Genomic DNA, 6,346 nt, shown 5'->3' with positions numbered 1-6,346 from the left:
TTGGGTACAAGTTCGAGCCGTAGGGAGGCCTGGCGGTGAGTCGGCGGGCGGAGTCCGGCGCAGCACTGCGAAGCCCGCGCAGCGGTGCGAGGGGTGCGTCGGGGATGGTGCTCGAGCCGTAGGCCGCACCCGCCGCCGGGACGTCCGACGACTGTCCCCACTGTCCCGACTGTCCCGTACGACGCCGAAGGGCGGAACCCCCGACCGGGGTTCCGCCCTTCGGCGTCGTACGGCTGCCGGTCAGTTGCCGGGCGACTGGCTCGCCGAGGCCGCGTCGGACGGGGTGCCCGACGGGGCGCCGGTCTCCGGGGACTCGCCGGCGGGGGCACCGGAGGTCTCCGCGTCGCCGGGGGTCTCGCCCGTGCCGCCCTCGCCCGGCTCGCCGGAGGATTCCGCCGACGGCTCCGTCGAGGCGCCCGGCGCCGCCGGGACCTCGCTCGGACCCCAGCCCTCGAAGAAGCTCTCGGCCGGGTAGACGATCGCGCGCAGGCTCACGTCACCGGTCTCGCTGAAGGTGAAGGTGACCTGCTGGGCGTTGCCGTCCCGTACGGCCTCGCGGCTGCTGGGCAGGACGGCGGAGGCGTTGCCCTCGCCGCCCAGGACGAGCGAGCCGCCGGCCGGGACGGTGAGGCTGCCGCCCTCCGCGGGGGACAGCTCGGCGGTCTTGCCGGTGCCGGGGAGGGTGACCGACTCCAGGGTCTGGTCGGTGCTGCCCTCGTTGAACAGGGTGGCGGCGACGACGGCGGGGCCGGTCGACTCCAGGTCGGGCTGGGTGACGACGATGGCGTTCTGAACCTTGATGTCGCCGACGGTCGTCGCCGCGTTGTCCGGCTGGATCTGGAGGGTCTGGGCGTTGTTGCCGGCCGCGCACGCCGAGAGCGAGGCGATCGAGAACGCGATGGCGGCGGCGGCGAGGGCGCCGCGTCGAAGGCTGCTGCTCACGGCGGCGGCATCTCCTTGACTCTAGCGTTTGGCGACCGGGTGAAGCCGCCCTAAGGGTCTGTCAGCGGCCTCAGGTTACCGAGCCGTCCCCACGCCGCCGCACCCGACCCTCCCCCAGACGTCCCCGGGTTTGCCCGGGAAGGCGTGCGCACCGCCGCGCGGTCACCCGATCAGCGACGACACGCCTCCCGCATCGGACGGCCTCGTGAGCCACAAGTGACTCCTGAGTAAACGTCGTCACTTGCGCCTCGCGGTTTCGCGGTGGCGCGCCATTCGCGTGAACGCGCATTTCCGTGAAGGAATGATCGGACGGCCGCGGAATTGATCACCGGCCGCCGATCCTCACACCGTGTGATCAATTTCGGATTCGGCCGGAACCCGGCTCCGCTCACCGAACGGAGTAGCGGAAGTCGAGCATGTGGAACCGGACATATGGGGTGTCTCGACCGCTCGTGCGGGGCTCCGGATGCGTGTAACGTGCGCGATTCGCTCACGCCGGAGAGCCGCTCCGACCTGCGAATACCTGCTTCCGCTAGGCGCCCGAAGCACGTTCCTGTTGCTGTTGTCAAGCCCCGAGAATGGCCCTGACCTGCGAAAACGCCATTCAGAAGACGCCGTATCCGTGTTACCCTGGATAGCCACGGAAGGGGTACCTGTCACATGACGTTCAAGGTTGGCGACACCGTGGTCTATCCCCATCACGGGGCCGCGCTGATCGAGGCTATCGAAACTCGCCAGATCAAAGGCGTGGACAAGACCTACTTGGTGCTGAAGGTCGCCCAGGGTGACCTGACGGTACGTGTGCCAGCGGACAATGCGGAGTTCGTCGGCGTGCGTGATGTGGTCGGTCAGGACGGGCTGGACCGGGTCTTCGAGGTGCTGCGCGCACCGTATGCGGAGGAGCCCACGAACTGGTCCCGTCGTTACAAGGCAAATCTGGAGAAGCTCGCCTCGGGCGATGTCATCAAGGTCGCGGAAGTCGTGCGTGACCTGTGGCGTCGTGAGCGCGAGCGCGGACTCTCCGCCGGTGAGAAGCGCATGCTCGCCAAGGCGCGTCAGATCCTGGTCAGCGAGCTCGCCCTCGCTGAGAACACCAACGAGGACAAGGCCGAGGCCCTGCTCGACGAGGTTCTCGCCTCCTGAGGCCGGCCTCCTGAGTCGTGGCTTCGCCCGGCCGGCGCTCGGCGGAGCGCGGCAGCAGCAGGCCGAAGCAGCACTCAGCACATCGAAATGCCGCGGTGCCCGATGACGTCATGGATGTCGCCGGGCGCTGCGGCATGTTCGTACCCGGACACCGTACGTACGCTGCACTTGCGCCGTGGTGAGGAATGTGTCATGACTCACGTCCCCACCCCTGGCGTGCCGGGCTCCGGGCGGCCGGCCCGACCAGAGTCACGGAAGGGGCTGGTCAAGGCGTCACGCCCGGCACTTCCCCCGCTCCGGGAGCAGGGGGTACGCCCAGGCCATACCCACGTAGGCCGAGCACACAAACCTGACAGGAACCGATGACTGACGATCCGCTCCCTCCGCCGTCGCCGACCCCCCTCTCCGGCCGTACGACCGCCCGCACGGCGGCCGTGATCCCGGCCGCCGGCCGGGGTGTGCGCCTCGGCCCGGGCGCCCCCAAGGCGCTCCGTGCCCTGGGCGGCACGCCCATGCTCATCCACGCGATCCGCGCGATGGCCGACTCCCGCGCCGTGTCCCTCGTCGTCGTCGTGGCCCCGCCCGACGGCGCCGCCGAGGTGAAGACCCTGCTCGACGCGCACGCGCTGCCCGACCGCACCGACTTCCTCGTCGTCCCCGGCGGGGAGAGCCGCCAGGAGTCCGTGAAGGCCGGCCTGGACGCGCTGCCGCCCGGCTACGACATCGTCCTCGTGCACGACGCGGCCCGCCCGCTCGTCCCGGTGGACACCGTCGACGCCGTCATCGAGGCCGTACGCGACGGGGCGCCCGCCGTGGTCCCCGCGCTGCCGCTCACCGACACCGTGAAGCAGGTCGAGCCCGCCGGCGAGCCCGGTGCACCGGAACCCGTGGTCGCCACCCCCGACCGGTCCCTGCTGCGGGCGGTGCAGACACCGCAGGGCTTCGACCGGGCCACGCTGGAGCGCGCGCACGAGACGGTGAAGGGCAACGTCACCGACGACGCCAGCATGGTCGAACAACTCGGCCTGCCCGTCGTCACCGTCCCCGGGCACGAGGAGGCCTTCAAGGTCACCCGCCCCCTCGACCTGGTCCTCGCCGAGGCGGTTCTGGCCCGCAGGAGGCTGAACGATGGCTTCTGAGCCGTACCCGCTGCCCCGGGTCGGTATCGGTACCGACATCCACGCCTTCGAGGACGGCCGCGACCTGTGGTGCGCCGGCCTGAAGTGGGAGGGCGAGGGCCCCGGCCTCGCCGGCCACTCCGACGCGGACGTCGTCGCCCACGCCGCCTGCAACGCCCTCTTCTCCGCCGCCGGCCTCGGCGACCTGGGACAGCACTTCGGCACCGGCCGCCCCGAGTGGTCCGGCGCGTCCGGCGTGACCCTGCTGACCGAGGCCGCGCGCATCGTCCGCGAGGCCGGCTTCCGCATCGGCAACGTCGCCGTGCAGGTCGTGGGCCCCCGCCCGAAGATCGGCAAGCGCCGGGACGAGGCCCAGAAGATCCTGACGGAGGCGGCGGGCGCCCCGGTCTCGGTCTCGGGCGCCACGACCGACGGGCTGGGGTTCCCCGGCAGGGGCGAGGGCCTCATGGCGGTGGCGACGGCACTGGTCGTACGGGACGGCACGTGACATACGTCGTCGAAACCGCCGGAGGCGCCCCGCACACCCACGCGCCTACTACCCTGGTGTCGTGACTATTCGCCTGTACGACACCAGCGCCCGGCAGATCCGTGACTTCACCCCGCTCCAGCCGGGTTGCGTCTCGATCTACCTGTGTGGTGCCACCGTGCAGGCGGCACCCCACATCGGGCACATCCGCTCGGGCCTGAACTTCGACATCATGCGCCGCTGGTTCGAGTACCGCGGCCTGGAGGTGACGTTCATCCGGAACGTCACCGACATCGACGACAAGATCATCGCCAAGTCCGCCGAGCAGGGCCGTCCCTGGTGGTCCATCGGCTACGAGAACGAGCGGGCCTTCACCGACGGCTACCACGCCCTCGGCTGCCTGCCCCCGACCTACGAGCCGCGCGCCACCGGCCACATCACCGAGATGGTCGAGATGATGCGCGGTCTCATCGAGCGCGGGCACGCCTACGAGGCCGACGGCAACGTGTACTTCGCCGTCACCTCGTTCCCGGAGTACCTGAGGCTGTCCAACCAGGAGCTCGGCAATCTGCTCCAGCCGTCGGGCGAGGGCGAGACCGGCAAGCGGGACCCGCGCGACTTCGCGATGTGGAAGGCGGCCAAGCCCGGCGAGCCGAGCTGGGAGACGCCGTGGGGCCGCGGGCGGCCGGGCTGGCACCTGGAGTGCTCGGCCATGGCGCACAAGTACCTCGGCAGCGTCTTCGACGTCCACGGCGGCGGCCTCGACCTGATCTTCCCGCACCACGAGAACGAGATCGCCCAGGCCAAGGCCTACGGCGACGAGTTCGCCCGGTACTGGGTGCACAACGCCTGGGTCACCATGAGCGGCGAGAAGATGTCGAAGTCGCTCGGCAACTCCGTGCTGGTCAGCGAGATGGTCAAGCGCTGGCGGCCCATCGTGCTGCGCTACTACCTCGGCACCCCGCACTACCGGTCGATGATCGAGTACAGCGAGGAGGCCCTGCGCGAGGCCGAGTCCGCGTTCGCGCGGATCGAGGGCTTCGTGCAGCGCGTGACGGAGCTGGCCGGAGGCGTCGTCGAGCCCGCGGACGACGTGCCGCCCGCGTTCGCCGAGGCGATGGACGACGACCTGGGCGTCCCGCAGGCGCTCGCCGTCGTGCACACCACCGTCCGGCAGGGCAACAGCGCGCTGGCCGCCGACGACAAGGAGGAGGCCGTCGCCCGGCTCGCCGAGGTCCGCGCCATGCTCGGCGTGCTCGGCCTCGACCCGCTGGACCCGCACTGGGCCGGCGGGAGCGACCGGGGCGAGGACCTCCACGGTGTGGTCGACACGCTGGTCCGCATGGTCCTCGACCAGCGCGAGGCCGCCCGGGCCCGTAAGGACTGGCCCACCGCGGACGCCATCCGCGACCAGCTGGGCCAGTCGGGCCTGGTGATCGAGGACAGCCCGCAGGGGCCGCGCTGGAGCCTCGGCCCGCGCTGAGGAGCCTGGGCCCGACAGGCCCCGACCTCGGCGTTCGAAGATCGACTGTGCCGTCCGGGGCTCCGGGCGGCACACTTCATAGGCACACGTCCCAGACGTGTGCACCCAAGCAGCACCACTCACGACTTCACGGAGACGGATACCTCATGGCCGCGAACAACCGCCGCATGTCCGGCAAGAAGGGCGCGCAGGTCGGCAGCGGCGGCCAGCGACGCCGGGGCCTGGAAGGCAAGGGGCCGACGCCGCCCGCCGAGATGCGCAAGGGGCACGCCAAGCAGCGTGCCGCGCAGGCGAAGACGCGCCGCGCCCAGGGCCGCACGCCGCAGCGGCGCGGCGGGGGCCGTTCGGCCTCCGAGCTCGTCGTCGGCCGCAACCCGGTCGTCGAGGCGCTGCGCGAGGGCGTGCCCGCCTCCACGCTGTACGTCCAGCAGTTCATCGACAACGACGAGCGGGTGCGCGAGGCGCTCCAGCTCGCGGCCGAGCGCGGCGGCATCAACCTCATGGAGGCCCCCCGCCCCGAACTCGACCGCATGACCAACGGCCTGAACCACCAGGGTCTGGTCCTCCAGGTGCCGCCGTACGAGTACGCGCACCCCGAGGACCTGGTCGCGGGCGCCCACGACGAGGGGCAGGACCCGCTGATCGTGGCCCTCGACGGGGTCACCGACCCGCGCAACCTCGGCGCGGTCGTCCGGTCCGTCTCGGCCTTCGGCGGCCACGGTGTCGTCGTGCCCGAGCGGCGGGCCGCCGGGATGACCGCCGGCGCCTGGAAGACGTCCGCCGGTACGGCCGCCCGTACGCCCGTCGCCCGCGCCACCAACCTGACGCGCGCGCTGGAGGCGTACAAGAAGGCCGGGATCACGGTCGTCGGCCTGGCCGCCGACGGGGAGGCCGAGCTCGGCGAACTCCAGGCGCTGGACGGGCCGGTCGTCATCGTCGTCGGCAGCGAGGGCAAGGGACTGTCCCGGCTGGTCGGCGAGACCTGCGACGTCCGGGTGCGGATCCCGATGCCGGGCGGCGCGGAGTCGCTCAACGCGGGCGTGGCGGCGGGCATCGTGCTGTACGAGGCGGCGCGTCGGCGGGTCTGATCGAGGGAGTGGGGCGGCGGAGGACGCCGGCCGGAGGCCGGCGCAGCCGTGCGAAGCCGCGTAGCGTGCGAGTGCGGCGGACGGG

6 protein-coding genes are annotated in these 6,346 nt (G+C 71.7%); 5 read left to right on the top strand and 1 reads right to left on the bottom strand.

What is annotated here, in order from left to right; genetic code table 11:
• Window positions 1-240: 240 nt before the first annotated feature.
• Window positions 241-942, bottom strand: coding sequence for a DUF461 domain-containing protein (locus F1615_RS34210; protein ID WP_149552937.1), 702 nt, complete (start codon window positions 940-942; stop codon window positions 241-243).
• A 660-nt stretch (window positions 943-1,602) separates the two neighbouring features.
• On the opposite strand from F1615_RS34210, the gene F1615_RS34200 reads away from it, so the two are divergent.
• From F1615_RS34200 to rlmB, 5 genes are all read left to right on the top strand, one after another.
• Window positions 1,603-2,085, top strand: a complete 483-nt coding sequence (locus F1615_RS34200) for a CarD family transcriptional regulator (RefSeq protein WP_003953493.1) — start codon at window positions 1,603-1,605, stop codon at window positions 2,083-2,085.
• A gap of 362 nt (window positions 2,086-2,447) precedes the next feature.
• The gene (gene ispD, locus F1615_RS34190) at window positions 2,448-3,224 is read left to right on the top strand and encodes a 2-C-methyl-D-erythritol 4-phosphate cytidylyltransferase (protein WP_149552936.1); all 777 of its coding nucleotides are present in this window, start codon (window positions 2,448-2,450) and stop codon (window positions 3,222-3,224) included.
• Entirely contained in the window at window positions 3,214-3,711 is a 498-nt protein-coding gene (gene ispF / locus F1615_RS34185) for a 2-C-methyl-D-erythritol 2,4-cyclodiphosphate synthase (protein ID WP_149552935.1), read from the top strand. Before ispD ends, ispF begins: the two co-directional genes overlap by 11 nt.
• A 61-nt stretch (window positions 3,712-3,772) precedes the next feature.
• Window positions 3,773-5,173, top strand: a complete 1,401-nt coding sequence (gene cysS, locus F1615_RS34180; RefSeq protein WP_149552934.1) for a cysteine--tRNA ligase — start codon at window positions 3,773-3,775, stop codon at window positions 5,171-5,173.
• A 146-nt stretch (window positions 5,174-5,319) separates the two neighbouring features.
• Complete coding sequence (gene rlmB, locus F1615_RS34175; protein ID WP_149552933.1) at window positions 5,320-6,261, top strand: 23S rRNA (guanosine(2251)-2'-O)-methyltransferase RlmB; 942 nt, start codon at window positions 5,320-5,322, stop codon at window positions 6,259-6,261.
• Window positions 6,262-6,346: the final 85 nt, after the last annotated feature.

The organism is Streptomyces marokkonensis (assembly GCF_008312835.1).
Lineage (GTDB): Bacteria > Actinomycetota > Actinomycetes > Streptomycetales > Streptomycetaceae > Streptomyces > Streptomyces marokkonensis_A.
This window is presented reverse-complemented; position numbering and strand designations above follow the sequence as displayed.

Coding starts and splice junctions, on each gene's coding strand:
- F1615_RS34200 (WP_003953493.1), top strand. CDS start 1,603: ATGACGTTCAAGGTTGGCGACACCGTGGTCTATCCCCATCACGGGGCC.
- ispD (WP_149552936.1), top strand. CDS start 2,448: ATGACTGACGATCCGCTCCCTCCGCCGTCGCCGACCCCCCTCTCCGGC.
- ispF (WP_149552935.1), top strand. CDS start 3,214: ATGGCTTCTGAGCCGTACCCGCTGCCCCGGGTCGGTATCGGTACCGAC.
- rlmB (WP_149552933.1), top strand. CDS start 5,320: ATGGCCGCGAACAACCGCCGCATGTCCGGCAAGAAGGGCGCGCAGGTC.